The sequence below is a fragment of the Hyphococcus luteus genome (assembly GCF_002943565.1).
GTDB classification, from domain to species: domain Bacteria; phylum Pseudomonadota; class Alphaproteobacteria; order Caulobacterales; family Parvularculaceae; genus Hyphococcus; species Hyphococcus luteus.
The window spans coordinates 708,913-734,223 of sequence record NZ_PJCH01000015.1 but is presented as its reverse complement, the minus strand read 5'-3'; the positions used below and the strand labels follow the sequence as shown (position 1 = coordinate 734,223).

The window sequence follows — 25,311 nt, the reverse complement described above, 5'->3', positions numbered from 1 at the left end:
CCGGGAAGAATGAAAGACGTCGTCGTTTATACGAAACCCATGTGCCCTTTCTGCGTGCGGGCGCTGATGCTGCTTCAGAAAAAAGGCGTCAAGGCGACCGAGATTTCCGCGGCCTATGACAAGGAAAAGCGCGAGGAGATGCTCGCCAAATCGAACGGCAAGACCACCTATCCGCAGATTTTCATCGGCGAGACCCATGTGGGCGGCTATGACGATCTCGCCGCCCTCGAGCGCGACGGCAAGCTGGACCCGATGTTGAATGGCTGAGCCAAGTTCCTTTACGGCGGCCTGCGTTCAGATGCGCTCCGGTCTCGACCGCGCGCGCAATGTCGAAGACGCCTGCGCGCTGATCGCCGACGCGGCGCAGAAGGGCGCGGGCTTCATCGCGACGCCTGAAATGACCAATGTGGTCGACCGCAAGGCGAGCCGGCTTTTCGAAAACCTGCCGGAAGAAAAAGACCTGACGGAGATCGCCGCCTTTTCCGACGCGGCGAAGCAACACGGCGTCTGGCTTCTCATCGGCTCCATGGCGGTGAAGATCGAAGACCGGCGCGCCGCCAATCGCAGTTTTCTGTTTGCGCCCGACGGCTCGGTCGCGGCGCGCTATGACAAAATTCATATGTTCGACGTAGATCTCCCGAATGGCGAAAGCTGGAAGGAATCGAAGGTCTACCGGCCCGGCGACAAGGCGGTGCTGGCCAGAACCCCGCTCGCGCAAGTCGGTCTCACGATCTGCTATGACGTGCGTTTCCCGCATCTCTATCGCGAACTCTCCCGGAACGGGGCGGAGGTCCTGTGCGTGCCCGCCGCCTTCACCCGCCAGACCGGCATGGCTCACTGGAAGACATTGCTCGGCGCAAGAGCGATCGAGAACGGGGCCTTTGTCGTCGCGCCGGCGCAAGGGGGAACCCATGAAGACGGCCGCGAGACCTATGGCCATTCCCTGATCATCGGCCCCTGGGGCGAGATCTTGGCGGAGGCCGACGGCGACGAACCCGGCGTCGTTTTGGCGGAGATCGACCCTGCGAAAGCCCATAAGGCGCGCCAGCGCATCCCCAATTTGGGACTTGAACAATCCTTTGAACTCTCCATTCTAAGCACATGATTAAATACCGACTGATTTGCGACGCGGACCACGAATTCGAAGGCTGGTTCCGTGACAGCGCCGATTTCGATGTTCAGGCCGAAAAAGGCCTGCTCGACTGCCCGAGCTGCGGCTCGGGCGCGGTGCGCAAGGCCGTGATGGCGCCGGCGATTGGGCGTAAAGGCGCCGCCTCTCAGGGCGACCGCAAAGAGCGGCTCGCCGCCATCCAGCAGGATATGGCCCGCGCCGTCGCCCGCGCCCGCGACTATGTCGAAAAGAATTTCGATTATGTGGGCGAGAAATTCCCCGAGGAAGCCCGCAAAATTCATTACGGCGAGGCCGAAGAGCGCGGCATTTACGGGGAAGCCTCCGGCAAGGAGGTCAAGGAATTGGTCGAGGAGGGCGTCGAGGTCTCTCCGATGCCCGGCGCGCCGGCGAAGACTGACGCCGCCGGCGAGCCCAAGACGCCTGAACCCCAGAAGAAACTGAACTGAATCGCGCCTGGCGGTTCTAATTTTTAGTGGTCGCGCCGGTTTTGCGAAAAACCGGTTCCCACTTTTTCACCCGGCGCTCCGGACGCGTCTTCGCGTCCGCTGGCGCGGCGTTTCAAATCCGGCTAGTGATTGCGCGCATGATGGACGCCGTCCGCGCACGCCTTCGCAATCTTCCCTTCTTCGCCGGTCTTGGCGCGGAAACGCTGGACGCTATCGCCGATGCGAGCACCTGGCAGTCGCTGGCGGGCGGCTGGGAAGTGTTCTCGCAAGGCGCTCCTTCCGACGCGCTTCACATCAATCTCACAGGCCGGCTGATCGTCGTGCGCGAAAGCCCGGAGGGCGCCGATGACGAGGTCGTCGGCTATATCCGCGCCGGCGAACCGGTGGGCGAAATGTCGATTCTCTCCGGCGAGCCGCATTCGGCGAGCGTTTACGCCCTGCGCGACACCGAGCTCTTGTCCATTCCGCGCGACAGCGTCGATCATCTCATCCGCGAGCATGGCGATTTCGCCGCGGCGCTGGCGCGCATCGTCCTGACCCGGGCCCGCCGTCCGCAGACGAGTTTCCAGCAATCGGCGCCGCGGATTTTCGCCGTCATCGCAACCTCGCCGTCGATCGATGTGGATGCGCGGGTGAAAGAGCTGGCGCATCGCGTCGCCGCTTATAAGGTCAACGCCACCTGGCTTGGCTGTAATAGCGAGCCGCCCGAAACCAGCGAATTCGATCTTACCGAAAACGCGCACGACGTGGTGTTGCTGGCGGCGCGGGTCGATCAAAGCCCTTGGTATCGTTTCGTCTTGCGCCATGCGGACCGGTTTCTCGTCCTGGCGCGGCGCGACAGCCGGCCGTCGAAGCCCTTTCCGCTCACCTCCGACGCCGGCGCCCGGGCGCGCAAGTTTCGCCTTGTGGATCTCGTCCTCCTCCATGAGGGCGCCCATAGCGGCAGGACGGCGGAATGGATGGAGGCGGTCGGCGCCGTGCGCGTCGTCAATATTCGCGACAGCGCCTGCGTCGACCGGCTGGCGCGGATCATTTCCGGCAAGTCGGTGGGGCTTGTGCTTTCCGGCGGCGGCGCGCGCGCCTATGCGCATATCGGCGCCGTGAAGGCGATGCGCGAGGCCGGCGTGCCCATCGATTTCATCTGCGGCGCCTCCATGGGGGCGGTGGTGGCGGCCTGCGTCGCCATGGGCTGGTCCCAGGAGGATATGGAGACCCGCATCCGCGACGCGTTCGTCGCGTCAAATCCCCTCGGCGATCATGTGCTGCCGGTGGTGGCGCTGACCCGGGGCGGGCGCGTCGAGGAGCGGCTCAAGCGCAATTTCGACGACACGCTGATCGAGAATTTGTCCGTGCCGTTCTTTTGCGTGTCGTCCGACATCGTCAATGGCGCGGTGCGCGTGCACAATCGCGGTCGGCTGCGCACGGCGCTGCGCGCATCGATCGCCCTGCCGGGCATTCTGCCGCCGGTGATCGACGATCATGCGCTCCTCGTCGACGGCGCCGTGGTCAATAACTTCCCGACGGACATCATGACCACCTTGCATCGCGGCCTCACCATCGGCGTCGACGTCGCCCGCGAAGGCGTCATCGATATCGAGGCGTTCCGCGATCCGCCGGGCTTCTTCTCCTGGATTGCCAGCAACGGCTTTTCCGACGCGCCGCCCATCGTCTCTCTTCTCATGCGCTCGGCGACGGCCCGGCGCGAGCATCTGGAAATGCCGCGCCCGGCCGACATTATGATCACGCCGCCGGTGCCGGGCGTCGAACTGCGGGACTGGAAAAGATACGAGATCGCCGTCACGGACGGCTACCGGGCGGCGAAGGCGGCGATCGACGAGCATTGGGCTTCGCTCGCCCCGATCATATCGGCCGCCGGCCGTTAAAACCGGCTTTCGCAATAGGGGAGTGGCCGGAATTGCGTATTTTCGCGGCGCGGCCTGATAACCGTCCGCCAGGTGGTATGAAAGAGGCGAGGTTTTAAAAGGGAGCTCCCCATGAAAACAGCCTGCGCCGCTTTTGCGTCCGTCATGGTCATCGCCGTTTCCGCCAGCGCCGCCGCGCAGGACCAAACCGCGCCCGAACCCGCCCCAAAACCCACTCCGTGTTCCACGGAGGAATATCGCCAGTTCGATTTCTGGCTCGGCGAATGGGACGTCACCCCGGCGGGCCAGGACAAGCCGGTCGCCGTCAACCGCATCTCTGCGCAACATGGCGGCTGCGTCGTGCTCGAAGAATATGAAGCGGGCGGCTATTCCGGCATGAGCCTCAATTTTTATGACAAGACCGCCGGCGAGTGGCGCCAGACATGGATGTCGAACCAGGGCGCGCCGCTCTATCTCGCCGGCGGGCTCGACGAGACCGGCGCCATGGTGATGTCGGATGAAGGTCTTGTCGACGGCGATAAAATCAACCGCATCACCTGGACGGCGAATGACGACGGCGCCGTGCGCCAGCTCTGGGAGCAGTCGGAGGATGACGGCGAAAGCTGGAAGACCGTTTTCGACGGTCTTTATACGAAGAAAATGGAAGATTAGGCGCTTCTTGTTCGCGATCCGCTAGCGCTTCATCCTGAGGAGCAAAAATCCTTCGCCCTTCGAGACGCGGCTTCGCCGCTCCTCAGGATGAAGGATTTTTGCGTCTCGAAGGACGAGGCGCGTCGGAAGGATGCTGCAAGCGTGGAGCCGGATAGGCTCAGCCTTTCAGCGCCGTCAGCATGTAATTGACGTCGGTGTCGTCGCTGATGCGCCAGATGTCCATCAGCGGATTGTAGCTGACGCCGGCTTCGGCCGTTACGGAAAGGCCGGCGCGGGTCAGCGCCGATTTCGCTTCTTCGGGTTTGACGAATTTGCGCGGATCGTGCGTGCCGGCGGGCAGCCAGCGCAAAACATATTCCGCGCCGATCTTGGCGAGCGCCAGCGCCTTCAAGGTCCGGTTGATGGTCGCCATCACCGTCATGCCGCCGGGCTTGATCAGGTTTGCGGAGGTTTCGAGAAAAACATCCACATCAGCGACATGTTCGACGACTTCGAGATTGAGCACGATGTCGAAGGGGCCGGCGTTTTCCTCCACGAGGTTTTCGACGGTCGTCGCGCGGTAATCGATGTCGAGCCCTAACGGCTCGGCGTGGGCCATGGCGGTCTTGATGTTGCGCTCCGAGGCGTCGATGGCGGTGACCGCGGCGCCGAGACGACGCATGGGCTCGGCCACGAGCCCGCCGCCGCAGCCGATGTCGAGCAGCGAGAGCCCTTCCAGCGGCGCGGTTGCGCGCCGGTCGCGGCCGAAATGGGCGCAGGCGCCGTCGCGGATATAAGCGAGCCGGATGGGATTGAATTTGTGCAGCGGCTTGAACTTGCCGAAGGGATCCCACCATTCATCGGCGATCGCCGAGAACTTTCTGACCTCGTCAGGGTCGATTGTTGTTCTGCCTGAGGGGGATCGTGCGGCAGGATCGGCGCTGGTTAATTCGGATTGCGCCATTTTCAATATTTCCTTGCTTGCGTCGGCCCGCGCCGCTTTCTAGAGATACGCGTCCATTTGAGGTCTCCGGCAGGCGGGGGCAAGAGGTCAAGTCTTCGCAGGCGCAGCATTCCATGGCTCGTATCGTAATGAAATTCGGCGGCACGTCGGTCGCCAATCTCGACCGCATTCGCGCGGTGGCCGCTATTGTGCGCCGCGAAGTCGATGCGGGGCATTCCGTGGCGGTGGTGGTCTCGGCCATGGCCGGCGAAACCAACCGCCTTGTCAGCCTGTGTCAGGAGGCGGGGGAGCCGGCGCCGGCGCTTGACGCCCGGGATGTGGAATATGACGCCGTGGTCGCCTCCGGCGAACAGGTGACGTCGGGCCTTCTGGCGCTTGTCATGCAAAATCTCGGCTACCGCGCGCGCTCCTGGCTCGGCTGGCAGATCCCCTTGAACACCGACATGGCGCATGGCAAGGCGCGCATCGCCGACATTGACGGCGGCGCGCTCGGCGAAGCCATCGACAATGGCGAGATTGCGGTTTGCGCCGGCTTTCAGGGCGTCGCCCCCGACAAGCGCATCGCCACGCTGGGCCGCGGCGGCTCCGACACGTCGGCCGTCGCCCTCGCCGCCGCTGTCGGCGCCGAGCGCTGCGACATCTACACCGATGTCGACGGCGTCTACACGACCGACCCGCGCCTCACCAAACAGGCGCGGCGCATTGGAAAAATTTCCTTTGAGGAAATGCTGGAAATGGCGTCTCTCGGCGCCAAAGTGTTGCAGACCCGTTCGGTTGAGCTCGCCATGCGCTATAAAGTGCCCGTGCGCGTCCTTTCGAGCTTCGATCCCCCCGACGCGCCGGGTCCCGGCACGCTCATCTGCGATGAGGATGATATTGTGGAAGAAAACATCGTCACGACCGTCACGCCCGATTTTAACGAGGCCAGCGTCACCATTCTCTCGGTGCCGGACGAGCCGGGCAGGGCCGCAGGGATTTTCATCGCGCTCGCTGCGGCGAACATCAATATCGACATGATCGTGCAGAGCCCCTCGCGCAATCAGGGCTTCGCCAACATCTCTTTCACGACCAAAGAAGGCGATCTCGATCAGGCGATGAAAGTGCTTTCCGACGAGCAGCAGAATATCGGCTTTAAAGCATTGCAATCCGACCGCAATGTGGCGAAGGTTTCGGTCATCGGCCTCGGCATGCGCAGTCATGCGGGCGTTGCGGCGACCATGTTCCGGACCCTTGCGGAAAAAGGCATCAACATCCAGAATATCTCCACATCTGAGATTAAAATCAGTGTGCTGATTAATGCGGACGCCGCCGAATATGCGGTGCGCGCCCTGCACGACGCCTACGGTCTGGACGACCTCGGCCAGGCCGCGCGAAGCTGAAAAGGCCGCGATGAGCATTGAAAACACACGCCCGCCGCATGGCGGTCACGGCGAACAGGGCATCACTGTGCTCTTGAAGCGCATGCGCGACGCTGTCGCGCTCGATTCGAGCGCGCAGGAGCGTCTTGACGTCCTGACGAAGGTCATCGCCAGCCATGTGGTCGCGGATGTCTGTTCGATCTATCTGCGCCGCCCGGACGATCTGCTCGAGCTTTATTCGACGGAAGGCCTCAATCCTCAGGCCGTGCACATAACCCGTATGCAATGGGGCGAAGGCCTCGTGGGCGCCGTCGCCCAGCGCCATACGCCGCTCGTCACGTCGAACGCGCCGAAACATCCGGCCTTCTCCTACCGGCCGGAGACGGGCGAGGACCCCTTGCAGTCCTTCCTCGGCGTGCCGCTCATCCGCTCAGGGAAAACGCTCGGCGTGCTCGTCGTCCAGAACAAGGCGCCGCGCGAATACACCCATGAAGAAATCGAGGCGGTGCAGGCGGTGGCGACGCTGCTCGCCGAAATCGCCGCCTCGGGCGAACTCCTCAGCCAGGAGGAAACCGAAGCGGTGGGCGCGATGCTCCACCGGCCGGAGAAGCTGAAAGGCTTCGGCATCGTCTCGGGCGTCGCCATCGGCAAGGCAGTCTTCCTGCAGCCGCCGGCCCCGAAGCACAAAGTGTTCGCCAAGGATCCCGCCGGGGACGCGGCGCGCCTGGAAGAAGGCCTCACCGACCTGCGCCAGTCGGTCGACGACATGCTGGCCGACAATTCCTCGCTCAGCGGCGTCTCGCGCGAGGTGCTGGAGACATACCGCCTGTTCGCTTACGACCGCGGCTGGAAAGACCGGCTGCGCGCCGCCGTCTTTTCGGGGCTGACCGCGGAATCGGCGGTGGAGCAGGTGAAGGCGGAAAACCGCGCGCGCCTGTCGCAGTCGCGCGATCCTTATCTGCGCGAGCGCCTGCACGATCTCGACGATCTCTCGAACCGGCTGTTGCGCCATCTCGCCGGCGACAAGAATATCGGCAAGCGCGCGCTTTACGACGAGACGATCTTGATCGCGCGCACCATGGGGCCGGCGGAGCTCCTCGAATATGACCGCAAGCGCCTCAAAGGCCTCGTTCTCGGTGAAGTGTCCGCGACCTCGCATGTCGCCATTGTCGCGCGCGCGCTGAAAATTCCCATGGTCACCGGCGCGCCCGAGGCCATGGAGCTGACCGAAGACGGCGACCAGACGATTGTCGACGGCGACGCCGGCGAAATCTATGTTCGTCCGACTGCGGATGTTCTCGACTCCTACCGCACCAAGAAATCGCGCTATCAGGAGCTCGAAGCGAGCTATGAAAGCGAAAAATCCCTGGCGTCCGTCAGCAAGGACGGCGTCGCGGTGGAGATCTTGATGAATGCGGGGCTGGCGCTCGACATGCCGTTCCTGGAGCAGACCGGCGCCGCCGGGGTCGGCTTGTTCCGCACCGAGCTTCAATTCCTCATCGGGTCGCAATTGCCGAGCGTCGCCACCCAGGAAACGCTTTACCGCGAGGCGCTCGATCTCGCCGACGGCAAGCCGGTTGTGTTCCGCACCGCCGATATCGGCGGCGACAAGACCGCGCCCTATATGGATCACGGCAATGAAATCAATCCGGCCATGGGCTGGCGCGGCGTGCGCATGGCGGTGGACCGGCCGGGCATGATCCGCCCGCAAATGCGCGCGCTGCTTTCCGCCGCCGCCGAGCGCACATTGTGGGTGATGTTTCCCTTCGTGACCTTGCCGGGCGAGATCGACGACATCCGGGATTTGCTCGATCGCGAAATCGACCGCGCCAGGCGCCGCGACAAGGCGCTGCCGGCGGACATCAAGATCGGCGCGATGATCGAAACCCCGGCCTCGGCCTGGCGCGCGGATCTGATCGCGCAGAAAGTCGATTTCCTGTCGGTCGGCGGCAACGACCTCGCCCAGTTCTATTTCGCGGCGGACCGCGATTCGGAGCGGGTGCAGCGCCGCTATGACCCCATGAACCCGGGCTTTTTGAGCTTTTTGAAAAACACGGTCGAAAAAGTGTCCCGGACCGGGACGCCTTTGTCCTATTGCGGCGAGCAGACGGCCGATCCCATCACCGCCGCGGCGCTGGTCGGCGTCGGCGTGCGCCAGTTCTCGCTGCCGGCGGCCTTTGTGGGGCCGTTCCGCCGCCTGGTGCGGTCGCTGGAGGCGAAGGCCGTCAGCGACTGGCTCGAGGCGCATCTCCACGCGCCCGAGGTCACCCTGCGCCCGGCTTTCGCGCAATTCCTGAAAGATTCGGGCGCCGCCCTTGAATAAAGCGCGGGTTAACGCTTGCTGTTTTAAAAAGACGGTCTTTCATCGACAGGGTGCGTTCCGGCGCCGCTTTATAGTATGCTGCAAAGCGCCGGATGTGAAACGGAAGGGCGTAGCGTGGCGACGGCGAATGGGTCAGCGGAAATAGTCGATATGGCGGATGCGCGGGCGCGTCTTGCTGCTGACGCCGGAGAATTCGAGCATGTGGGCGCGCGTCTCGCCGCCATCCGCGAAAGCCGCGGCGTCAGTTTGAGCGAGGCCGCCGGCCGCACGCATATCCGTGAAAACCATCTCGCCGCGATCGAGGCCGTGGACGGCGCCGCGCTGCCGGCGCGCCCCTATGCGCTCGGTTTCGTGCGCACCTATGCGGAGTTCCTTGAGCTCGATCCGCGTCCGGTTGTCGAGCAGTTCAAATTCGATGCGGGCTATGAGGCGCCGCAGCCGGTGGAGGCGGAAAAGTTTCGCGCCGCAGAGGACGCCGCCGACGCTGAAGGCCGCGACATGTCGTTGACGGTGTTCATCGCGATCATCGCCTTCATCATCTGGTGCGCCTGGCAGATCACGCTGACCGCCAAGGTGACGCCGCTTGGCGAAGAGGCGGCGGGGGCCGCGCCGGTGATCGAAACGCCCGCGCCCGAGCCGGCGCCAGGCGTCGTCGTCGACCCGCGCGTCGCCGAGCGCGTCGAGCCGGTCTATCCGTTCAGTTGCGCCCCCGCCGCCCGCGCAAGCGAAACCGTCACGGTGGCTTTCACGGTGACCGCCACGGGGCGGGTCGCCGGCGAGCGCGTCACCGGGTCGACCAATGACTGTTTCGATGCAGCCGCCCTCAATGCGCTGCGCCGCTGGCGGTTCGAGCCGAAAACGGTCGACGGCGCCGCCAAGCCCGCTTATGACCGGGTTGAGACCTTCCGCTTCGAGCGCCCGTAAGCGGCCGCACTCAAGCCTTCAGGCGCGCTCAGTGAGCTTTGCCGCGCCCCCGGAAACGCCTTTTTCCGGGCTTTGAAAGCCGGGGCCGGGACGGGGACTTGACTTCGCCAATGAGAACGCAATCTTGGCGGTGCGAACCCCGGGTTTAAAGGCCCGTTTTTAAAGGTAAAGGCGCCCCCCCATGTCCGTACGTCCCTGGCGCGATATCGAACGCCGCAAATGCCGCCAGATCATGGTGGGCGATGTGCCCATTGGCGGCGACGCGCCCATCGCCGTTCAGTCCATGACCAACACGCTCACCTCGGACGCCGGGGCGACTATCCGCCAGATCAACGAGATCGCGGAAGCGGGCGCCGATGTGGTGCGCGTTTCCTGTCCGGACGTCGATTCGACCAAGGCGCTGAAAGAGATCGTCAAGGGCTCGCCGATCCCGATCATCGCCGACATCCATTTCCATTATAAGCGCGGCATCGAAGCGGCCGAAGCGGGCGCGGCCTGCTTGCGCATCAATCCCGGCAATATCGGGGCCGAGACCCGCGTGCGCGAAGTAATCCAGGCGGCGAAAGACCACGGCTGCTCCATGCGCATCGGCGTCAATGGCGGCTCCCTCGAAAAGGACCTGCTCGAAAAATACGGAGAGCCGTGCCCTGAGGCGATGGTCGAAAGCGCGCTCGATCACGCTAAAATTCTTCAGGACAATGACTTTCACGAATTCAAGATTTCCGTGAAGGCTTCCGACGTTTTCCTGACGGTCGCCGCCTATCACGCGCTCGCCGAAGCCATCGACTGCCCTTTGCATCTCGGCGTCACTGAAGCCGGCGGGCTTCGCATCGGCTCCATCAAGTCGGCCATCGGGCTCGGCAATCTTCTCTGGGCCGGCATTGGCGACACGATCCGCGTGTCGCTTTCGGCCGATCCTGTGGAGGAGGTGAAGGCCGGGTTCGACATTCTGAAATCGCTCAATCTGCGCCATCGCGGCGTCAATGTGATTTCCTGCCCGTCCTGCGCGCGCCAGGGCTTCAACGTCATCGAAACGGTCGAAATCCTTGAGGAGCGGCTGGCCCATATTACGACGCCCATGACGCTTTCGGTGATCGGCTGCGTTGTCAACGGGCCGGGCGAGGCGCGCGAGACCGATATCGGCTTTACCGGCGGCGGCGCCGGCAAGGAGCACGGCATGGTCTATCTGGGCGGCGAGGTGGATCACCGCATCGACAATTCAGAGCTGGTCGACCATCTCGTCGAACTCGTCGAAAAACGCGCTGCGGAAATCGAGGCGGAAGAAGCCAAACAGTCCGTCGCCGCGGAGTAGCGACGCAACATTGCTGAAACGCGTGCAAGGAATATCCCTTGCGCGCGTTTTTTCTTGAGGAAACAAAAAATGAAAAAAACAACAGCCCTCGCCATTGCGGTCCTGATTGCGCTGGCCGCGGCGCCTTGCGGCCGGAATGAAGCTCAGGCTGCGCCCGCGCCGACGGATGCGGCGCACCTCATCATCGTTTTTCATGTGTCGGAAGACCGTCTCGGTGATTTTCTACCCATTATGACGGGCGTTAATGAAGACATGGCCGGCGAGGAAGGGTTTATGAACGCTGTCGTCTATCGCGACGCCGATGACCCGTTGACCTTTACGCTTATTGAACAATGGGAAAGCCGGGCGCTTCATGAAGCGCATTACGAGCGGATCGTTGAAGCGGGGGGCTGGGCGAATATTCTCGCCATGCTCACGCAAGCGCCGGTCCTGCGGTATAATGATAAACTCTGATTGGCGGAAAGCCGGGCTCCAAAACAGATTGAATTAAAATGATCCCCCAGGAAAAACTCGACGCGTTGATCGCGAAATTCGAAAAGCTCGAAACCGCCATGTCCACGGCGAGCGAAGCGGACGAGATCGTGCGTCTGTCGAAAGAACATGGAGAGCTGAAAGAGGTTGTCGAAAAAGCGCGCGCGCTGACCTCGATCCGCACGCAGATTGCGGAGCTGAAAGAGCTGTCCGAGAGCGACGACAAGGATATGGCCGACATGGCCTATGAAGAGCTGCAGGAGCTGAAGGAAAAAGAGCCCGGGGTCGAGCATGACCTGCAGCTCATGCTGCTGCCGAAAGACAAGGCGGACAATTCCTCGGTCATTCTCGAAGTCCGGGCCGGCACCGGCGGCGATGAGGCGGCGATTTTCGCCGGCGATCTTTTCCGCATGTATCAGCGCTATGCGCAGCTTCAGGGCTGGAAAGTGGACATCCTGTCGGCTTCGGAAACGGAGCGGGGCGGGTATAAGGAAATCCAGGCGAACATTTCCGGCGACAGCGTTTACGCCAAGATGAAATTCGAATCCGGCGTCCACCGGGTGCAGCGTGTGCCGGAAACCGAGACCCAAGGGCGCGTCCACACTTCCGCGGCGACGGTGGCGGTTCTGCCCGAACCGGAAGAAGTCGATATTGAGATCAATGACGCCGATCTTCGGATCGATGTTTTTCGCGCTTCGGGCCCCGGCGGCCAGTCGGTCAACACCACCGACTCGGCGGTGCGCATCACCCACATCCCGACGGGCGTGGTCGTCATTCAGCAGGATGAAAAATCGCAGCACAAGAACAAGGCGAAAGCCATGAAAGTCCTGCGGGCGCGGCTTTACGAAGCTGAACGCGAGCGGGCGACGGCGGAGCGGGCGGCGGCGCGCAAGGGCATGGTCGGCTCGGGCGACCGCTCCGAGCGCATCCGCACCTATAATTTCCCGCAAAGCCGCGTCACCGATCACCGCATCGGGCTGACCGTGCATAATTTGGACGAAATCATTCGCGGCGACGGCCTTGATTCGGTCATCGAGGAGCTGCGCGCCCAGGACCGCGCCGACCGCCTCGCGGCGATCCAGGAAGATGCCTGAGAAAAAGACGTCTCCGGCAGGGTCGCCCCCCCTTGAAAAGGGAGGGCAGGGGGAAATCTCTGACGACGCTTACAATGTCGCCGCGACGATTGATCCCCACCCGGAGTTTTCAATGAAAATTCCGACCTCCCCTTTCCAAGGGGAGGTGAAAATTGGCGAAGCCCTGCGATTGGCCGCTAAAGAGCTGACGCAAACCCAAACGCCGCAGCTCGATGCGCGCATTTTGTTGCGTCATGCTCTCTCGCTTGACGATGCGGGGCTGATCGCGCATGCGAACGACCCCATGCCGCCCGCCGGCGCCGACCATTACGCCGCGCTCATCGCCCGCCGCGAAAAGGGCGAGCCCGTCGCCTATCTCACGGGCGTCAAGGAATTCTGGAGCCTGCCTTTCAAGGTGACGCCGGACGTCTTGATCCCGCGCGACGATTCCGGCGCGCTGATCGAGGCGGCGTTGGCGCGGCGGGGGCGGGACGAGCCTTTGCGCATTGTCGATCTTGGAACCGGGTCGGGCTGTCTTCTCTGCGCGTTGTTATCCGAATTTCCGAATAGCGAAGGCGTCGGCGTCGACGCATCGGAGGCCGCGCTCGCCGTCGCCCGTGAAAACGCGGCCGCGTTGGGGCTCGCCGGCCGGGCGCGGTTCCTCGCCGGAGACTGGCTTCAGCCCTTGTCGGGCGCCTTCGATATCGTGATCGCAAACCCGCCCTATATCCCCGAAGGAGACCGGCCGGGGCTCGCCCGCGACGTCGCCGGTTATGAGCCCTCAAGCGCGCTTTTCGCCGGCGCCGACGGGCTCGACGCCTATCGCGCCATTCTCGGCGGCCTCGCCGCCCGGCTTTCGAAAGAGGCGCTCGTTTTGATGGAATGCGGATCGGATCAGGTCGCCCCGCTCAGCGCCATGCTCGCCCGTCTGGCCCCCGAAAAGGCCCTGTTTACTATGGCCGATCTCGCCGGAAGGCCGCGCGGGGCGGGCATTGATCTCAGAAAGACGGAAAAAAGGGATTGAAATGCGCGGCCCAGCCACTATCATAGAGAGCAAGACAGGGGTTCAAAGCCTTCGACTTCCTTGAATCTTCGGCTGGCCCGGTCTTGCATCCGACCATCGTCCGGCATTGGCGTGATCCGCTGGGGATCGCTTATATCCGGAAACAGTCGGGCCCCGTATCGGGCGGCTCAAGCCGCAGCATGGCTGCGACAGGAACTAGACATTCGCATGAAGATACAGGCGATCTGATCTTTCGCCATTAGCTCGATAGACCACTTTCATCTCGAAAAGTCGGGGGATTTCCGCTTTTCGGAAGGGGAATTGTTAAAGGTAAAATTATGAAGCGTGGCCGTAACCAACGCCGCCGTCCGGGCGGACCGAATCCGAACCGGGCGCTCGATTCCAACGGGCCCGATGTGCGCATCCGGGGCACCGCCAACCAGATTTACGACAAATATCTTGCGCTCGCCCGCGACGCCTCCTCGTCCGGCGACCGCGTGAAGGCGGAAAGCTATCTGCAGCATGCGGAGCACTATTTCCGCGTCCTGCGCGCCATGCAGCCCGCGCAGCAGCCGAATCAGCAGGCCGGCGACAGCGACGGCGAACAGCCGAGCGTCGATGATAACGGCCAGGAGCAGCAACAGCCCCAGCGCGAATCGCGCAAGCCGCGCCGCAATAACAATAATGCGGACGATGCGGCGGAGCCCAAATCCGACGCTAAGGCTGATGCAAAGACTGACGCCAAATCCGATGAGAAATCCGACGCCCAGCCTGACGTCAAGTCCGATGGGGGCGAGGAGCAGAAGACGGCGAAAGACGCCGACGCCTCCGGCGAGCCGGCGGAAGAAAAAAAGCCTCGCCGGAAACGCGCGCCGCGCCGCTCAACCAAGAAAACCGATGGCGACAATGCGGATGCGCCCGCGGCAGCCGCCGCGGAATAAGCGCCGCCTTTTAAAGCCGCCGCCGGCAGGTTGACGCGCGCGGGGTTAGACCGCCCGCGTCGCTTTCTCGAACCAGTCCTTGATCTCCGCCGGGACCAGCGGCGACAACGTCTCGCGCACGCGGGCGTGATAATCATTCAGCCATTGCCGTTCGTCCTCGGTTAAGAGGTCGGTTTTGACGAGATCGAGATTGATCGGCGCCAGCGTGATCGTCTCGAACTCCATCATTTCGCGCTCGCCGCCGGGAACCGGCTTGGGCGGCGTCACGACGATGAGGTTTTCGATGCGAATGCCGTATTCATTGGCCTTGTAATAGCCGGGCTCGTTGGAAAGGATCATGCCGGGTTTCAACGCCTGGCTGTTCGGCGCCTTGGCGATGCGCTGCGGGCCTTCATGCACGCCGAGAAACGAGCCGACGCCGTGGCCGGTGCCGTGATCGTAATCGAGGCCGGCGTCCCAGAGCGGCTTCCTCGCAATCATATCGATCTGGTGGCCGGTCGTGCCCGCCGGGAATTTCAGCGTCGCGAGCGCGATGTGGCCTTTCAGGACGCGGGTGAAGCGGTCGCGCATTTCGTCCGACGGCTCGCCGATGGGCACGGTGCGGGTGATGTCCGTCGTGCCGTCGAGATATTGTCCGCCGGAGTCGATCAGATAGAGCGAGCCGGGTTTCAGCGGCGCATTGCTTTGCGTTGAAACGCGGTAATGGCAAAGCGCGCCATTGGCGCCGGCGCCCGAGATCGAATCGAAGCTCAAGTCGCGCAGATCGTCGGACTCGGCGCGGATCGATTCGAGCTTTTGCGCGGCCCTGATTTCGTCCACATCGCCTGACTGCGCTTGCGTGTCGAGCCAATGCAGGAATTTCGTCACCGCCGCGCCGTCGCGGATATGGGCTTCGCGCGCGCCTTCAACTTCGGTGTCGTTTTTTGCGGCGCGGGGAAGGGCGCAAGGATCCGTCATATCGACGATGACGGCGCCGGCCTCTTTCAGATCGTCTACATATTTCGACGGCGCGAGCGCGGGGTCGACCGCGACTTTCGCGCCTTCCTTGCCGAGTTTTTGAAGCGCGACGCCGACATCGCTTTCGGCGCGCACATCAACGGCGTCGCCGAGAAAACCGGGCAGTTCATTGCCGACTTTCTCCGGCGCGATGAACAAGGTCGCGGTTCCGTCTTTATTAAGCAGCGCGCGGCCGAGCGGCAGAGGCGAGCGCGAGACGTCGGCCCCGCGAATATTGAAAAGCCAGGCGACGGAAGGCGGCGCCGTGATCAGCGCCGCGTCTGCGCCCGTCTTGGCGATCTCGGCGGCGATCTCTTTTCGTTTGTCCTCGGAGGATTTTCCGGCGAACTCGATCTCATGGGGCTTTGCGGGCGTCAGCGGCGCCGCCGGCTGGTCCTTCCAGGCGGCGTCGACGGGATTTTGCGAAACGGCGACAAGCTCGAACCCCGCCTTCTCGGCGGCGGCTTTCAGTTTTTTGACGCCCGCCGTTGCATGCAGCATCGGATCATAGCCGATGCGCGATCCCTTGGCGGCGTTTTCCGCGAGCCAGGCGTCGGGCGCGGTTTCGGTTATGTCGACATAATCGAAATAATCGCTGTCCGCCTGCTGGCGCACCTGGAGCGTATAGCGCCCGTCGGTGAACATCACCGCCTTGTCCTGAAGGATCACCGCGGCGCCGGCGGAGCCGGAAAAGCCGGTCGCCCACATCAGGCGCTCTGCGTAAGCCGGGATATATTCGTTTTGATATTCGTCGTCATGGGGAATGACGAAGCCGTCAAGATTTTGTTTCTTCATTTCCGCGCGCAAGAGCGGCAGATGCTTGCCGGCGAAAGAACGGTCGGAAACGGGATCGAAGGATTGATGCTGAAACATGGGAGGGCGTCCAATTCGGTTGGCGTTTGCCCGGAATATCGCGCTTCGGCCGCGCCCTTACAAGGGCGCGCCGTCCTTATGTTTAGGGGCCTCGCGTTTAGGGGCCTCACATTTTGACGAATAAAAGGACCGGCCAGGTCGGCTGTTCGAGCCGGTTGATGAGGCGGAACCCGGCCTTTTCGTAAGCCTCGGTGACGCGCGCCTCCTGCGCCGACATGAGGCCCGCCAGCATGACCCGGCCGTTTTTGGCCACATGCTCGCCCATCTTCGGGGCGAGCTCGGCGAGCGGGCCGGCGAGAATGTTGGCGAAGACGAAATCGTAGGGCGCGGCGGCGGCGATCTCCTCATGGTCGAAACCGGCGGCGCAGACGCTTTTGATTTTATCGCCGACTTCATTAAGCGCGGCGTTTTCATCGGCGATGGCGACCGAGTCTTCGTCGATGTCGCTCGCCAGAATGTCGCGGCCCCATAGCTTCGCCGCGGCGATGGCCAGCACCGCCGAGCCGCAGCCGAGATCCAAAATCGATTTCGGCGCCCAGCCGGCGAACCGGTCGAGCAGGACGAGACAGCCCGCGGTCGTCGGATGGTGGCCGGTGCCGAAGGCGAGATTAGCGTCGATGCGGATCGGAATGTCGTCTTCTTCGTTGGGCAGCTTGTCGGCGTCATGAACGCCGTACAAAACGAAGCGCCCGCAGCGCACGACGCCGAGCCCTTCGAGGGAGTGCGCGACCCAGTCGATATCGGGAAGCTCTTCAATCTCGCCGGGCGGCGGCGCGCTCACCGTTTCCGCGAGCGCGTTGACCGCGTCCATATCCGGGCGTTCGCCGAAATAGGCGTCGAGGCGCCAGTCGGTGTCTCCGTCTTCCGCCGTCACGTCGTCCTTGGTGAGGCTGACGGCGCCCGCCGGCGGCCATAACAGCTCGCTTAAGGCGTTGCTCATCTTGTCGAGCGTCTCGCGATCGCCCGTCCAGAATAATTTGTATGCTTTCATATCAGCCTTTTGATTTCTTCAGCGCTTCGACATCGCGTTTGTCGATTTCCCGTCCGGATGCTTCTTTCAGACGGATAAGGTCTTCTCTTGATGCAAAGGAAACAACAGTTCCATCGACTTCGCGCTCGATGCGTCTGCTCCATGCCTTTTCGAAGTCAACGTTTCCGGGCGGCCCCATGATAATATCAATGCGGTTAGGGGACTCTCCGAAAAAGAAAAATTCATCGCTTCCCTGGAAGTCCTCAGGGGTGCATCCATATAGCGGCGCGCCAAACTCCTTTAAAGTTTTGAAAATGGCTTCGGCGTTTTTTGGATCGGTTGCTATCCAGAAGTCACAATCCTTGGTGTAGCGAGGCTCAGCGTGGAAGCCGACAGCATATCCTCCGATGATCAGATATCTAACGCTGTTCTTTTCGAAAGCCGCCAACAGCTCGATTAAGTCTGAGTTCATTTGGGTCACGGTTATTTACCCTATGATGGAAGACTGTCATTTCCCATATCGCAGCCATTTTCATTTTTAGCGTTTGGTCGCGCCAGAATTCATAGTCGAAAGCCCGGTCGCTTTCGCTAAGTTTGCCGCGCCGCATTTGTGCTTTTGAAAGGTCTAACGCCATCACGCCGCCTCAACGAATGTGTCGATGACTTTTTTCGGGCCGGAATGTTCGAAATCGACGGTGAGTTTCTGGCCTTCCACGGATGAAATTTTTCCGTAGCCGAATTTCTGGTGAAAGACGCGCTGGCCTTTCTTGTATTTCGATTTGCCGGGCGCGGAAACGGAAACGGTGGAGCCGCGCCCTTCGATGAGCGGCGGTTCCGCCGCGCGCCGGGAAGACGCCGCCGCGCGGGCGCGCCGCCAGCCCGGATTGTCGTAATAGGCGTCGTCTTTCAGCTTCATGCCTTCGAAAGCCGAATGGCTGGCGAGGTCTGAGGCGGCGTTGCCGTAAAGACCGGGCTCGGAAACGACCTCCACATGCTCTTCGGGCAATTCGTCGATGAAGCGCGACGGGATCGCCGCCTGCCAGCGGCCATAGACCTGACGGTTGGCGGCGAAGGAGATGCGGCAGCTTTCCTCGGCGCGGGTGATGCCCACATAAGCGAGGCGGCGTTCTTCTTCGAGGGCGGCGTTGCCGTTTTCATCGAGGGAGCGTTTGGAGGGAAAGATTTCCTCCTCCCAGCCGGGCAGGAACACCACGGGAAATTCAAGCCCCTTGGCGGCGTGCAGGGTCATCAGCCAGACTTGTCCGTCAGCGGAGCTTTCGCTCAGTTCCGAAACCAGCGCCACATGGTCGAGATAGGCTTCGAGCGTGTCGAATTCCGACACCGCCTGGATGAGTTCTTTCAAGTTGTCGAGCTTGCCGCCGGCCTGCGGGCTTTTGGAGTTCTTCCACATCTCGATATAGCCGGACTCTTCGAGAACCAGTTCGGCGAGATCGGCGGGCGCCATATCCTTCGCGTCCCGCGCCCAGCGGTCGATGGTGTCGACGAAATTGAGGAGCGAGCGGCGCGCGGCTTTCGCAAGGTCATCGCCTTCGAGCGCCAGGCGCGAGGCGGCCATCAGCGGCATGTCGTTGGCGCGGGCGATCTTGTGCAGCGTCTGCAGCGCCTTGTCGCCAAGCCCGCGTTTGGGTTTGTTGACGATGCGGTCGAAGGCGAGATCGTCGTCGGGCGAGCGGATGAGGCGGAGATAGGCGAGGGCGTCGCGGCTTTCCTCGCGCTCGTAAAAGCGCGGGCCGCCGACCACCTTATAGCCGAGGCCGAGCGTGTTGAAGCGCTCTTCAAAAGCGCGCATCTGGAAAGACGCGCGGACCAGCACCGCCATGTCGGACAGCGAGCGGCCCTTCATCTGCTCGGCTTCGATGTCGTCGCCGATGAGGCGTGCTTCCTCCTCGCCGTCCCAGACGCCGCGCACCTTCACCTTCTCGCCTTCCTCAAGCTCGGTCCACAGCGTCTTGCCGAGGCGGTCGGCGTTCGAGGCGATCAGGCCCGAGGCGGCGCCGAGGATCGACGGCGTCGAGCGGTAATTGCGTTCAAGCCGGATCACGGTCGCGCCCGGAAAGTCTTTTTCAAAGCGCAGAATGTTTTCGACTTCCGCGCCGCGCCAGCCATAGATCGACTGGTCGTCGTCGCCGACGCAGCAGATGTTTTTATGTTTCTGGGCAAGGAGGCGCAGCCACAGATACTGCGCCACATTGGTGTCCTGATATTCGTCCACCAGCATGTATTTGAAGCGCCGCTGATATTCCTCGAGCACGTCGGGATGGTTCTGGAAGATCGTCAGATTATGGACGAGGAGGTCGCCGAAATCGGCGGCGTTCAAGGTCGTCAGCCGCGCCTGGTAGGCTTTGTAAAGGCTGATGCCGCGCCCGTCGGCGAAATGCCAGGCTTCGTTCTCGGGAACCTTTTCCGGCGTGAGGCCGCGGTTCTTCCAGCCGTCGATGACGAAGGCGAGGCCGCGCCCGGTCCAGCGTTTGACGTCGAGATCGGCGGCCTCGATCACCTGCTTGGCGAGGCGCGTCTGGTCGTCGGCGTCGAGGATGGTGAAACTCGATTTAAGGCCCACAAGCTCGGCGTGACGGCGCAGGATCTGCGCGCCGATAGAGTGGAAGGTGCCGAGCCATTTCATGCCCTCCACATGCGCGCCCACCAGGGCCTCGATGCGCTCCTTCATCTCGCGGGCGGCCTTGTTGGTGAAAGTCACGGCGAGAATCTGCCAGGGCTGGGCGCGTCCCGTATTGAGAAGATGGGCGAGGCGGGTGGTCAGCGCCCGGGTCTTGCCGGTGCCTGCGCCGGCCAGCATCAGGACGGGCCCCTCGGTCGCGAGCACCGCCGCGCGCTGCTCCTCATTGAGGCCCTCGAGATAGGGCGCGTCATCGCCGGCCGTCCCGGCGAAGGCCTCGCCAGGCCTTTGCGCGGCAGCCATGGCGCGCTCGGAAATGGACATTTTGCGGTCGGGGGCGGAAGTCATTGATTGAGCTTAGCGAAACGAGAACGATTCTGGAACATGCGAGACATAAAGCTGTCGCCGCGAATTGCAATGAGGCGTGGAATCGCGACTATGAAGGCAGGGAAAACGGGCCCGCCGGGCCGACAGAGGAGACCAAGCAAATGGCTGGAAAATTTGAGCTTTATAAGGACGGCGCAGGGGAGTTCCGTTTCCGCCTCAAGGCCGGGAATGGCGAAAACATTCTCGCCAGCGAGGGCTATGAGAACAAGTCTGGGGCCGAAAACGGCATCGCCTCGGTGAAAAAGAATGCGCCCGAAGACGGCAATTACGAGCGCAAGACTTCGTCCAACGACAAGCATTTCTTCAATCTCAAGGCCGCCAACCACCAGGTGATCGGCACGTCGCAAATGTATGCGTCCGCGGACGGCATGGAAAACGGCATCGCTTCGGTGAAGGCGAACGCCCCCGACGCTGAGATTGACGACCAGACGGCGTAAGCTGCGTCTGTTTGAGAATTTTGCAGCGCCGCCTTTAAAGGCGGCGCTGTTCGTTTTCCGATTTGCCTCGCCGCGGGCCCCCGCGCATAGTCTGCTCATGGCCGAAAAGACCTCCTTCACCCATCGCATTGCGACGCGAGCCGACATTCCCGCCATCATGGACGTGATGAAGGTGTCGATCGCGGAGAATATGAAAGGCTTCCTCACCGAAGAGGAGATCGCCGCCGCGCAGGAGACCATGGGGCTCGACACGACGCTGCTCGACGACGGCACCTATTTCGTCATCGAAGCCGAAAAGGACGGCGAAACCGTCATGGCCGGCTGCGGCGGCTGGGGCAAACGCAAGACGCTCTATGGCGGCAATCACACCAGGGGCCGGGACGACAGCTACGCCGATCCCGAGACGGACGCCGCGCGCATACGCGCCATGTACACCCATCCCGCCTGGACAAGGCAGGGCGTCGGGACCTTGCTTTTGGAGCTTGGCGAAAACGCCGCGCGGGAGGCGGGGTTTAAAATGATCGAGCTTGGCTCCACGGTGCCTGGCGAGCCGCTTTACCGGGCGCGCGGTTATAAAGAGATCAGCCGTGACGAGCAGATCGCAGATAACGGACAGGTCAACACGATCATCGTCATGCGCAAGGCGCTTTAGGTCAGCACGCCATTTCCGAAAATAAAAAAGGGCCGGCATAGCCGGCCCTTTTGCAACGGAGTTTATATTCCGCTTATTTCTTACGCTTCTTACGCGCGGCGGCTCCGAAAAGTCCGGCGCCGGCGAGGAAGAGCGGGAGAGCAGCCGGCAGCGGCACTTCCCGCACGTCTTTCAGAAGGATCGACGTTTCGATGCGGAAGCTCGACTGCGTCGTATGGCGTTCCGCAAAGAAGAGATTGAAGTTGTAGTCTTCGCCAAGCGTCAGGCCGAGATCGTCAAGATTGACCGAAGCGGTCTGGGCCGTGTGAACGCCGCCGAGATCGATGACGAGCTCATCGTCGATGAATACCCACAGATCATCGTCGCCGGTGAAGGTGAAGGTTTCACCGCCCGTATAGGTGAACTCGGTCGCAAGCTCGAACGTGAAGTGATAGTTGTGCGAGCGGCCCTGATTGCCGAACAGCTCTCCGTCGATCGGGAAGAAGCTGCTGTCGGAGTACGTGTAAACGCCGTCATTTTCGGGATCGTCGAGCATGATCGACAGCGAGTCGGACATGTTGACCCCCGGCGTGTCATTATACCACTGATTGAAATTCGCTGCGCCGCTCGTGGTCGGCGTCGTGGTCGCGCTCGCATAGACGGGCTTGCCGTCCCCGCCCAGCGTGGTTTCGACAATGCCCTTGTCGGTGGCGATCACGCCTTCGAAGTCGGGATGGCTGTCGTTGAAGTCCCGGACCGTGCCGGTCAGGGTGATGGAGGCCGCCGAAGCGCCGCCAGTCATAAGAAGAGTGGCCGCGGCGGCCATTAGAATGCGCATGATGAAACTCCCCACACAGTTAGTTTGATGGCCTTAAATTATCAGGGAAGCAAAGCTTTGCAACAAAATAAGCAAGCGCATCTTAAAACGGATTCGCCTTTAAGTTGTACTGCGGCGTGTCCTGAATGTCCAGAACGGGAATATTATCCATAACGCCGGCCGGTCAGAGCCCCGGGATTAAGATCCCTGCAGAAGGTCGTCAGTTTCTTCTTCGGGCTTCGTTCCGGCGGAGGGCGTGTCATCGGCCTCTGTGAAGTCCGCGAGCACGGCGGCGCAATCGTCCTGGACGAAAGCGAGATCGTCGATCAGGAAGCGCAGCACGTCGCCCTTTTCCGAGCCTTTGCCGCTTGTCATCTCGACGGCGATCTTTTTCGCCCGCGCGCCGAGATAATAGGCGCCGGCCATATTCCGCCAGCGCACGGTGTTTTTCGTCCATTCGAATTCGGCCTTGGCGGCGGGGAGCGCCGCGCCGTTTTCATCCCAGCTGTGGATCGTGACCGTGAAGGGCTCTTCTTCTTTGCCGCCGGTCGGGTAGATCGCCATTGTGACGACGCAGACCGGCTTGTCGAACTCCATGACCAGCGGCGCATTCAGGTAATTCACATAGCCGGCGGCGTAGTCGCCGCTCGGCGGCGCCTCATAAGTGCAGATGGAGTCGTAATAAAAGCGGCGCTGCCCCTCGCAGACCTGGCGGGAGAGCCCGCGGCTGAAGGTGACGCCGAAATCTTTCTCATAAGCTTTGCGGATGACATCGCCATGCTTGCCCGGCGGCGGCTCGAAGGTGATGACGCGATAAGGGTCGTCATTGGCGGCTTCCGCGGCGTCGCCAACGCGTTTGATGACGCCGGTGACGGTTGCGGGATTGGTGTCGTGATCCGGGTCCGGGCCAATGCCGTTTTCGTGAATCAGGCCGCTGTCCTGCGCGGCGGCGGCGCCGAGGGCGCCGAATAAGACGGCGGAAAGAAGTATGAAGGTTCTGATCATCACGCTGTGTTCCCCAGTCTTCATAATACCGCGAATGGCGCAGGGTTCCAATTTTTCCGGGAGCGCCGTTGGTTCGCGGCGGCGCTGAACAAAAAGCGTTGAAAAATCACCTCATTACATATGCGGGCGCGCTGCGCGGTTGACCGCGGCGGACCGCGCCCGCTTAATCTCCGCCACATCGCCGGGAGATATTGAATGTTGTCGCTGCTGACCCGTTTTTCGTTATTCGCACCGCTCGTGCTGCTTGTCGCCTGTGCAAGCGTCGAGCCTGCCGCGTTCAGCCCTGAGATCGAGGCGGCGGTCGCGGCGGCGGAAACGGCCGGGGACGACGCGGCGCGGCTTAGGGCCGACATCGCCTGGCTCGCCGACGATGCGCGCGAGGGCCGCGAGGCCGGCGCGCAAGGGTATGTGCAGGCGGCGCAGTATGTCGCCGCGCGCATGGCCTCGCTGGGACTTCAGCCGGGCGTGGACGGAGGCTGGTTTCAGGAGGTTCCGTTTGTTTCCGGAACGCAGATCGGCGATGCGTCGGCGTTTTCGATCACCGGCCCGGACGGCGAGACCGTCGATCTCGCCTATCTCGACGACTTTCGCATCTTTCCGTCTCTGGCGGCGCCGTCTTTCGACATCGAGAACGCCGAAGCGGTGTTCGTCGGTTACGGCGTTCATGCGCCGGAATTCGGTTATGACGACTATGAAGGCGTCGACGCCGACGGCAAAGTCGTCGTTTATTTCAGCGGCGCGCCCGACATTTTCGACACTGAAAGCCGCGCGCATTTCAAATCGAACGCGCTCAAGATGCAAACCGCCTCGGAGCGCGGCGCGGTCGGCGTGATTTCGCTTTACACCGCCGAGACTGAGAAGAGCTATCCCTGGGAGCGTTTCATCGCTCATCCGGATTATGCGTCCATGACCTGGATCGGGCCGGACGGGCGGCCCGATATTTCCGGTCCGACCATCAAAGCCCGCGCGGTCGCGCATCCGGACGCCGCGCCGCTTCTGTTCGAAGGCGCCGCTCATTCCTATGCCGAATCGCGGGCTGCGGCCGACGGCGAAGGCGCGCCGGTCGGCAGTTTCGATCTTGCAGCGACAGTCTCCCTGGCCAGCGCCATGGAGATGGAACGCGTGACGAGCCCCAATGTGGCGGGGCTTATTCCCGGCGCCGATCCCGAACTGAAAGACGAATATGTCATCCTCACCGCGCATCTCGATCATATCGGCGTCAATGAAAAGCTGATCGCCGACGGCGAGGACGGGATCAATAACGGCGCCATGGATAATGCGACCGGTGTCGCGACGCTGTTGCAAGTCGCGGCCGATTTTATGGCGGGCGAGGCGCCGGCGCGCAGCGTGATGATCGTCGCCGTCACGGCGGAGGAAAAAGGCCTGCTCGGCGCCGATTATTTCGCCCATTTCCCGCCCATCGGGGACGGGGAGATGGTCGCCAATGTCAATCTCGACATGCCGGTGATGCTGCACGACTTCACCGATGTCATCGCCTTCGGCGCGGAGCGTTCCTCCATCGGCCCGGTCATGGAGGCGGCGCTCGAGGCCGAAGGCGTCAAGCTGACGCCGGATCCGATCCCCGAGCTCGGGGTTTTCACGCGCTCGGATCATTACGCCTTTGTGAAGCAGGGCGTGCCGTCGATTTTCCTGTGGACGGGATTCGACAATGGCGGCGAAGAGATGTTCTGGGAGTTTTACAAAAACCATTACCATCGCCCGAGCGACGACATCAGCCAGCCCATCCGGTATGACGCGCTGGCGCGCTTCGCAGACGTGAATTTCGTCATCGCCGACGCGCTCGCGAATGCGCCGGACAGGCCCACATGGAACGAGGGCGACTTTTTCGGCGATCTTTTCGGCAAGGAATAAAGTTCCTTCGCCCTCCCGCATCAAAGCGCCGCCGGGCGGGCTGAAGGATAAGCCCAAATGCGCGAGCGGGGATAAAATTTAATGAATTAAATTTCGTCCCCCGCCGTTCCTGCCGGGGGTAGGGTGTGGGTCGTGATCGTTCAACGAGCCTGACCGGCGCTTTGTGAAGGTTTGGCCGTTTGCGGCTCGCTGCGATTTAATCGTGGCGTCCATGCCGCGGTGTTC

Annotated in this window: 23 protein-coding genes; 16 read left to right on the top strand and 7 right to left on the bottom strand. The window is 62.2% G+C overall.

Translation table 11 applies throughout. The features are described from left to right. Nucleotides 1–9 precede the first annotated feature (9 nt). From grxC to CW354_RS19395, 5 genes are all read left to right on the top strand, one after another. Nucleotides 10–267 (top strand): glutaredoxin 3, encoded by a 258-nt coding sequence (gene grxC, locus CW354_RS19415; protein ID WP_104831710.1) that lies wholly within the window; start codon nucleotides 10–12, stop codon nucleotides 265–267. Next, on the top strand, nucleotides 260–1,105 hold the full coding sequence (locus CW354_RS19410; RefSeq protein ID WP_104831709.1) for a carbon-nitrogen hydrolase family protein: 846 nt from the start codon (nucleotides 260–262) through the stop codon (nucleotides 1,103–1,105). Before grxC ends, CW354_RS19410 begins: the two co-directional genes overlap by 8 nt. After that, nucleotides 1,102–1,578, top strand: coding sequence for a DUF1178 family protein (locus tag CW354_RS19405; RefSeq protein ID WP_104831708.1), 477 nt, complete (start codon nucleotides 1,102–1,104; stop codon nucleotides 1,576–1,578). The genes CW354_RS19410 and CW354_RS19405 overlap by 4 nt, the downstream gene beginning before the upstream one ends. 137 nt (nucleotides 1,579–1,715) lie before the next feature. Further along, nucleotides 1,716–3,461 (top strand): patatin-like phospholipase family protein, encoded by a 1,746-nt coding sequence (locus tag CW354_RS19400; protein ID WP_133162387.1) that lies wholly within the window; start codon nucleotides 1,716–1,718, stop codon nucleotides 3,459–3,461. A gap of 111 nt (nucleotides 3,462–3,572) precedes the next feature. After that, the gene (locus tag CW354_RS19395; protein ID WP_104831706.1) at nucleotides 3,573–4,112 is read left to right on the top strand and encodes a hypothetical protein; all 540 of its coding nucleotides are present in this window, start codon (nucleotides 3,573–3,575) and stop codon (nucleotides 4,110–4,112) included. A 157-nt stretch (nucleotides 4,113–4,269) separates the two neighbouring features. On the opposite strand, the gene ubiG is transcribed toward CW354_RS19395, so the two are convergent. Next, nucleotides 4,270–5,055, bottom strand: coding sequence for a bifunctional 2-polyprenyl-6-hydroxyphenol methylase/3-demethylubiquinol 3-O-methyltransferase UbiG (gene ubiG, locus CW354_RS19390; protein WP_104831705.1), 786 nt, complete (start codon nucleotides 5,053–5,055; stop codon nucleotides 4,270–4,272). Between the two features lie 113 nt (nucleotides 5,056–5,168). On the opposite strand from ubiG, the gene CW354_RS19385 reads away from it, so the two are divergent. The 8 genes from CW354_RS19385 (at nucleotide 5,169) to CW354_RS19350 (ending at nucleotide 14,460) form a co-directional block, all read left to right on the top strand. Beyond that, nucleotides 5,169–6,434 (top strand): aspartate kinase, encoded by a 1,266-nt coding sequence (locus tag CW354_RS19385; protein ID WP_104831704.1) that lies wholly within the window; start codon nucleotides 5,169–5,171, stop codon nucleotides 6,432–6,434. A gap of 10 nt (nucleotides 6,435–6,444) precedes the next feature. Continuing rightward, nucleotides 6,445–8,736, top strand: coding sequence for a phosphoenolpyruvate--protein phosphotransferase (ptsP, locus tag CW354_RS19380; RefSeq protein ID WP_165793844.1), 2,292 nt, complete (start codon nucleotides 6,445–6,447; stop codon nucleotides 8,734–8,736). A gap of 114 nt (nucleotides 8,737–8,850) precedes the next feature. Continuing rightward, complete coding sequence (locus CW354_RS19375; RefSeq protein WP_165793843.1) at nucleotides 8,851–9,660, top strand: TonB family protein; 810 nt, start codon at nucleotides 8,851–8,853, stop codon at nucleotides 9,658–9,660. 181 nt (nucleotides 9,661–9,841) lie between these two features. After that, on the top strand, nucleotides 9,842–10,972 hold the full coding sequence (ispG, locus tag CW354_RS19370) for a flavodoxin-dependent (E)-4-hydroxy-3-methylbut-2-enyl-diphosphate synthase (RefSeq protein WP_104831701.1): 1,131 nt from the start codon (nucleotides 9,842–9,844) through the stop codon (nucleotides 10,970–10,972). Nucleotides 10,973–11,041: 69 nt separating this feature from the next. Beyond that, the gene (locus CW354_RS19365) at nucleotides 11,042–11,425 is read left to right on the top strand and encodes a putative quinol monooxygenase (protein ID WP_104831700.1); all 384 of its coding nucleotides are present in this window, start codon (nucleotides 11,042–11,044) and stop codon (nucleotides 11,423–11,425) included. Nucleotides 11,426–11,463: 38 nt separating this feature from the next. Further along, nucleotides 11,464–12,537: a peptide chain release factor 1 gene (gene prfA, locus CW354_RS19360; RefSeq protein WP_104831699.1), complete on the top strand. Its 1,074-nt coding sequence runs from the start codon at nucleotides 11,464–11,466 to the stop codon at nucleotides 12,535–12,537. A gap of 112 nt (nucleotides 12,538–12,649) precedes the next feature. Beyond that, nucleotides 12,650–13,540, top strand: coding sequence for a peptide chain release factor N(5)-glutamine methyltransferase (gene prmC / locus CW354_RS19355; RefSeq protein WP_165793842.1), 891 nt, complete (start codon nucleotides 12,650–12,652; stop codon nucleotides 13,538–13,540). A 317-nt stretch (nucleotides 13,541–13,857) separates the two neighbouring features. Beyond that, on the top strand, nucleotides 13,858–14,460 hold the full coding sequence (locus CW354_RS19350) for a DUF4167 domain-containing protein (RefSeq protein WP_104831697.1): 603 nt from the start codon (nucleotides 13,858–13,860) through the stop codon (nucleotides 14,458–14,460). Between the two features lie 45 nt (nucleotides 14,461–14,505). Here CW354_RS19350 and CW354_RS19345 read toward each other — a convergent pair whose 3' ends face one another. From CW354_RS19345 to CW354_RS19330, 4 genes are all read right to left on the bottom strand, one after another. After that, nucleotides 14,506–16,329 (bottom strand): aminopeptidase P family protein, encoded by a 1,824-nt coding sequence (locus tag CW354_RS19345; RefSeq protein WP_104831696.1) that lies wholly within the window; start codon nucleotides 16,327–16,329, stop codon nucleotides 14,506–14,508. Between the two features lie 106 nt (nucleotides 16,330–16,435). Then, entirely contained in the window at nucleotides 16,436–17,320 is an 885-nt protein-coding gene (locus CW354_RS19340) for a 50S ribosomal protein L11 methyltransferase (protein ID WP_104831695.1), read from the bottom strand. A 1-nt stretch (nucleotide 17,321) separates the two neighbouring features. Next, the gene (locus CW354_RS19335) at nucleotides 17,322–17,780 is read right to left on the bottom strand and encodes a DUF6036 family nucleotidyltransferase (RefSeq protein ID WP_133162386.1); all 459 of its coding nucleotides are present in this window, start codon (nucleotides 17,778–17,780) and stop codon (nucleotides 17,322–17,324) included. 153 nt (nucleotides 17,781–17,933) lie between these two features. Next, nucleotides 17,934–20,285 (bottom strand): DUF3553 domain-containing protein, encoded by a 2,352-nt coding sequence (locus tag CW354_RS19330; RefSeq protein ID WP_104831693.1) that lies wholly within the window; start codon nucleotides 20,283–20,285, stop codon nucleotides 17,934–17,936. A 140-nt stretch (nucleotides 20,286–20,425) separates the two neighbouring features. Here CW354_RS19330 and CW354_RS19325 point away from each other — a divergent pair, with 140 nt between their 5' ends. Further along, nucleotides 20,426–20,761: a YegP family protein gene (locus CW354_RS19325; protein WP_104831841.1), complete on the top strand. Its 336-nt coding sequence runs from the start codon at nucleotides 20,426–20,428 to the stop codon at nucleotides 20,759–20,761. A 97-nt stretch (nucleotides 20,762–20,858) separates the two neighbouring features. Beyond that, complete coding sequence (locus CW354_RS19320) at nucleotides 20,859–21,413, top strand: GNAT family N-acetyltransferase (protein ID WP_104831840.1); 555 nt, start codon at nucleotides 20,859–20,861, stop codon at nucleotides 21,411–21,413. A gap of 73 nt (nucleotides 21,414–21,486) precedes the next feature. On the opposite strand, the gene CW354_RS19315 is transcribed toward CW354_RS19320, so the two are convergent. Together CW354_RS19315 and CW354_RS19310 are read right to left on the bottom strand one after the other, a co-directional pair. Further along, nucleotides 21,487–22,230 (bottom strand): fibro-slime domain-containing protein, encoded by a 744-nt coding sequence (locus CW354_RS19315; RefSeq protein WP_104831692.1) that lies wholly within the window; start codon nucleotides 22,228–22,230, stop codon nucleotides 21,487–21,489. Nucleotides 22,231–22,407: 177 nt separating this feature from the next. Further along, nucleotides 22,408–23,217 (bottom strand): hypothetical protein, encoded by an 810-nt coding sequence (locus CW354_RS19310; protein WP_133162385.1) that lies wholly within the window; start codon nucleotides 23,215–23,217, stop codon nucleotides 22,408–22,410. 192 nt (nucleotides 23,218–23,409) lie between these two features. Between CW354_RS19310 and CW354_RS19305 the strand changes: the two genes are divergently transcribed. Then, nucleotides 23,410–25,086: a M28 family metallopeptidase gene (locus CW354_RS19305; RefSeq protein ID WP_104831690.1), complete on the top strand. Its 1,677-nt coding sequence runs from the start codon at nucleotides 23,410–23,412 to the stop codon at nucleotides 25,084–25,086. The last annotated feature ends 225 nt before the right edge of the window (nucleotides 25,087–25,311 follow it).

Coding starts and splice junctions, on each gene's coding strand:
- grxC (WP_104831710.1), top strand. CDS start 10: ATGAAAGACGTCGTCGTTTATACGAAACCCATGTGCCCTTTCTGCGTG.
- CW354_RS19410 (WP_104831709.1), top strand. CDS start 260: ATGGCTGAGCCAAGTTCCTTTACGGCGGCCTGCGTTCAGATGCGCTCC.
- CW354_RS19405 (WP_104831708.1), top strand. CDS start 1,102: ATGATTAAATACCGACTGATTTGCGACGCGGACCACGAATTCGAAGGC.
- CW354_RS19400 (WP_133162387.1), top strand. CDS start 1,716: ATGATGGACGCCGTCCGCGCACGCCTTCGCAATCTTCCCTTCTTCGCC.
- CW354_RS19395 (WP_104831706.1), top strand. CDS start 3,573: ATGAAAACAGCCTGCGCCGCTTTTGCGTCCGTCATGGTCATCGCCGTT.
- ubiG (WP_104831705.1), bottom strand. CDS start 5,055: ATGGCGCAATCCGAATTAACCAGCGCCGATCCTGCCGCACGATCCCCC.
- CW354_RS19385 (WP_104831704.1), top strand. CDS start 5,169: ATGGCTCGTATCGTAATGAAATTCGGCGGCACGTCGGTCGCCAATCTC.
- ptsP (WP_165793844.1), top strand. CDS start 6,445: ATGAGCATTGAAAACACACGCCCGCCGCATGGCGGTCACGGCGAACAG.
- ispG (WP_104831701.1), top strand. CDS start 9,842: ATGTCCGTACGTCCCTGGCGCGATATCGAACGCCGCAAATGCCGCCAG.
- CW354_RS19365 (WP_104831700.1), top strand. CDS start 11,042: ATGAAAAAAACAACAGCCCTCGCCATTGCGGTCCTGATTGCGCTGGCC.
- prfA (WP_104831699.1), top strand. CDS start 11,464: ATGATCCCCCAGGAAAAACTCGACGCGTTGATCGCGAAATTCGAAAAG.
- prmC (WP_165793842.1), top strand. CDS start 12,650: ATGAAAATTCCGACCTCCCCTTTCCAAGGGGAGGTGAAAATTGGCGAA.
- CW354_RS19350 (WP_104831697.1), top strand. CDS start 13,858: ATGAAGCGTGGCCGTAACCAACGCCGCCGTCCGGGCGGACCGAATCCG.
- CW354_RS19345 (WP_104831696.1), bottom strand. CDS start 16,329: ATGTTTCAGCATCAATCCTTCGATCCCGTTTCCGACCGTTCTTTCGCC.
- CW354_RS19340 (WP_104831695.1), bottom strand. CDS start 17,320: ATGAAAGCATACAAATTATTCTGGACGGGCGATCGCGAGACGCTCGAC.
- CW354_RS19330 (WP_104831693.1), bottom strand. CDS start 20,285: ATGACTTCCGCCCCCGACCGCAAAATGTCCATTTCCGAGCGCGCCATG.
- CW354_RS19325 (WP_104831841.1), top strand. CDS start 20,426: ATGGCTGGAAAATTTGAGCTTTATAAGGACGGCGCAGGGGAGTTCCGT.
- CW354_RS19320 (WP_104831840.1), top strand. CDS start 20,859: ATGGCCGAAAAGACCTCCTTCACCCATCGCATTGCGACGCGAGCCGAC.
- CW354_RS19315 (WP_104831692.1), bottom strand. CDS start 22,230: ATGCGCATTCTAATGGCCGCCGCGGCCACTCTTCTTATGACTGGCGGC.
- CW354_RS19305 (WP_104831690.1), top strand. CDS start 23,410: ATGTTGTCGCTGCTGACCCGTTTTTCGTTATTCGCACCGCTCGTGCTG.